Here is a 3,276-nt window from a genome sequence, read left to right as displayed (position 1 = left end):
ACGGTCATCATCCTCCAGTTGGTGGCCTCCGGACAGGGCATCGCCGCGCTACCCGCCTGGGCGGTGGGAAGCTACGGGGAGAAAAACTACGTGCGCGCCATTCCTCTGGGACCACAGGGTCTCTGGCAAACTCTGCAGGCCGCGACCACCACCGAGCAGGCGGAGCAACCGCACATGCAGGCTTTTCTCGCCGAAATCCGCGCCAGCGTGGCGGCCAATCTGTTTGGGGTAAAAGATATTCCGGGCGTATGATCGCCCTGCAACAGCGCGTTTAGACGGAGCCGAAAACCGATGACCATAAATCCTACCCAGAGCCTGATTTTTGACCCCGAACTCATCCGCCATTACGACCAGCCGGGGCCGCGCTACACCTCGTACCCCACAGCCCCCCATTTCGGCGAAGGATTCGATGAAAAGGCACTGCAAGGCGCACTCGACGACTCCAACGCCAGCGGGCGGCCGCTTTCCCTCTACTTTCACATCCCCTTCTGCGAGCATCTGTGTTTTTATTGCGCCTGCACCAAAGTAGTCACCCGCCATCACGAATGGGGGACGCCTTATGTCGCCCATTTGGACCGGGAGATGGCCCTGACGCGCGCCCATATTGACGGCAGCCGTCCCGTGGACCAACTGCATTTCGGCGGCGGCACGCCCACCTTTCTGCGTCGCGACGACATGACCCTCCTGTTGGACAGCATCGGTAAACACTTTCATCTGCTCCCGGATGATCAGGGCGAATATGGCATCGAAATCGACCCGCGCGCATTGGAGCCCGGCACCCTCCGCCTCCTCCGCGACTTTGGTTTCAACCGCATCAGCATCGGGGTACAGGATCTGGACGCGGCGGTGCAGAAAGCTGTGCATCGCGAACAGAGTTTCGCACTCACTGCGGGTGTCATCGACGAGGCGCGCCAGCTTGGCTTTCGCTCCGTCAGCCTCGACCTGATCTACGGACTGCCCCTGCAGACCCCGGAAAGCTTTGCCCAGACGCTGGAGGCGGTTCTCGCCTTGCGCCCGGACCGCCTGTCCGTCTTTAATTATGCCCATCTGCCAGAGCGGTTTCCGCCGCAAAAGCGGATTCCCGACGCGAACATCCCCAGCCCGGACACCAAGCTGCGCATCCTCGCCGAAAGCATTGCCACCCTGCAGCAGGCCGGTTATCTCTACATCGGCATGGATCATTTCGCCCTGCCCGATGACGAGTTGGCCATCGCGCAGCGGGAAGGCAGTCTGTATCGCAATTTTCAGGGCTACTCCACCCATGCCGGGACGGATCTGCTGGCCTTCGGGATGAGCGCCATCGCCATGGTCGGCCCCACCTACAGTCAGAATATCAAGGATCTGGACACCTGGGGTGCCACCCTGGACAGCGGTCACTTACCAGTGGAGCGCGGCCTGCGTCTGAGCGACGAGGACCTGCTGCGTCGCCACATCATCACCCGCCTGATCTGCGACTTTAGTCTGGATTTTGCTGCGCTGAACCGGCAGTTTGATCTGGATTTTCGGCAGCATTTCGCGGCCAGCCTGCCCGCCCTAGAGGCCATGGCGAATGACGGACTCCTGCATCTTGGCGCCCACGCCCTGACGGTCACTCCGCAGGGACGGCTGCTGATCCGCCACATCTGCATGGCCTTCGACGCCTATCTCGCGCAGAAGTCAGTGCGCTACTCGCGGGTGATTTGAGCGACTCGCTGTGGGGTCCAGGCTGTACCTGATCTGCATTTAATCCAGGTAGACATCGACATTGTGCTCGCGGCGATCATCCACGAGCGGAATCCGGTTTTGCGGTAATTCAGCACCGTCCACGATAAGGTGCGGCCCCCGCGCTGACGGGACGCCATCGCAATGGACGGTGATATGGTACAGGGTGTCGCGGTAGCGGTAGTGAACCTTATAGAACTTCCAGTCCGCGGGGACGCAGGGCGTGATACGCAGGTGATCGACTTCAAGGGACAGGCCCAGCAAGGTCTCGGCAATCAATCGGTACATCCAGCCCGCCGCCCCGGTGTACCAGGTCCAGCCGCCACGACCGATGTGCGGTACGGCGCCATAAATATCGGCGCACATCACGTAGGGCTCTACCTTATAGCGGGCAATCGCTTCTGGACTGCTCCCGTGATGGACGGGGTTGAGCATGTTGAACAATTCCCAGGCACGTGCCTTGTCGCCCATTTGGGCATAAGCCATGGTGGCCCAGATGGCGGCATGGGTATATTGCCCGCCATTCTCGCGCACTCCGGGTACATAGCCTTTGATATAGCCGGGTTCAAGTACTGAATGGTCGAAGGGTGGGGTCAGTAGTTGGATCAGTTGTGCATCGCGACGGACCAGGTGCTCATCGACAGCCGCCATGGCCTGTCGCGCCCGCAAGGGGTCGCCCGCCCCGGAAAGAACGGCCCAGCTCTGGCTGATGGAATCTATCTGGCATTCGTCATTCGTGGCAGAGCCCAGGGGGGTACCGTCATCAAAATAGGCCCGCCGATACCAGTCGCCGTCCCAGGCATTTTTTTCTACGCTGTTCTGTAAGCGGGCTGCTTGTTCCGTACAAAGATCAACGACGGCGGTATCACCCCGATTACGCGCGAGTTCCGCAAACTGTTGCAGATTCTGAATCAGGAACCATGCGAGCCATACGCTTTCGCCACGGCCCTCACGGCCCACCAGATTCATCCCATCATTCCAGTCGCCACAGCCCATCAGCGGCAATCCATGCGCACCAAATCGCAATCCGTTTTTAAGCGCCCGCACGCAATGATCATAGAGGGTGGCGGATTCGGCAGATTGCTGCGGCTGGTCGTAATAGGACTCCTCCTCCCGGTTCAGCTCGCGGCCTTCAAGAAAGTGAATGGTTTCGTCGAGTACACCGCTGTCCCCGGTCGTCATCACAAAACGACAGGTTGCATAAGGTAACCAGAGATAGTCGTCCGAGAAATGCGTACGGACGCCCTGGCCGTAGGGCGGGTGCCACCAGTGCTGGACATCGCCCTGACGGAATTGGCGTCCTGCGCAACGGATCAGATGCTCGCGGGCCAGCCAAGGTGTAGTGTGGATCAGGGCCATGGTGTCTTGTAATTGATCGCGGAAACCGTAGGCCCCGCCCGACTGATAGGTGCCGCTGCGGCCCCAGAGTCTGCTGGAGATGGTCTGGTAGACCAGCCAGCCGTTCGCCAAAACATTCAGCGCGGGGTCCGGTGTTTCCACATATAGGGTGCCCAGGGTGCGGTTCCAGTACTCCCGCACACCGGCCAAGGCCTGCCGGGCACCCTCTCTTCCGGC

General features: G+C 60.4%; 3 protein-coding genes. 2 read left to right on the top strand and 1 reads right to left on the bottom strand.

What is annotated here, in order from left to right; translation table 11 throughout:
- Nucleotides 1-252 (top strand): LysR substrate-binding domain-containing protein (locus AC2VNK_RS07360; protein WP_486883321.1); only part of this gene is annotated, 252 nt, incomplete at its 5' end.
- Nucleotides 253-291: 39 nt separating this feature from the next.
- On the top strand, nt 292-1,683 hold the full coding sequence (gene hemN / locus AC2VNK_RS07355; protein ID WP_486883320.1) for an oxygen-independent coproporphyrinogen III oxidase: 1,392 nt from the start codon (nt 292-294) through the stop codon (nt 1,681-1,683).
- 39 nt (nt 1,684-1,722) lie between these two features.
- On the opposite strand, the gene AC2VNK_RS07350 is transcribed toward hemN, so the two are convergent.
- On the bottom strand, nt 1,723-3,276 hold a 1,554-nt coding region (locus AC2VNK_RS07350), incomplete at its 5' end, for a glycoside hydrolase family 94 protein (protein ID WP_486883319.1).

The sequence above is a fragment of the Acidithiobacillus sp. TH-A35 genome (assembly GCF_057473505.1).
This window is presented reverse-complemented; position numbering and strand designations above follow the sequence as displayed.

Coding starts and splice junctions, on each gene's coding strand:
- hemN (WP_486883320.1), top strand. CDS start 292: ATGACCATAAATCCTACCCAGAGCCTGATTTTTGACCCCGAACTCATC.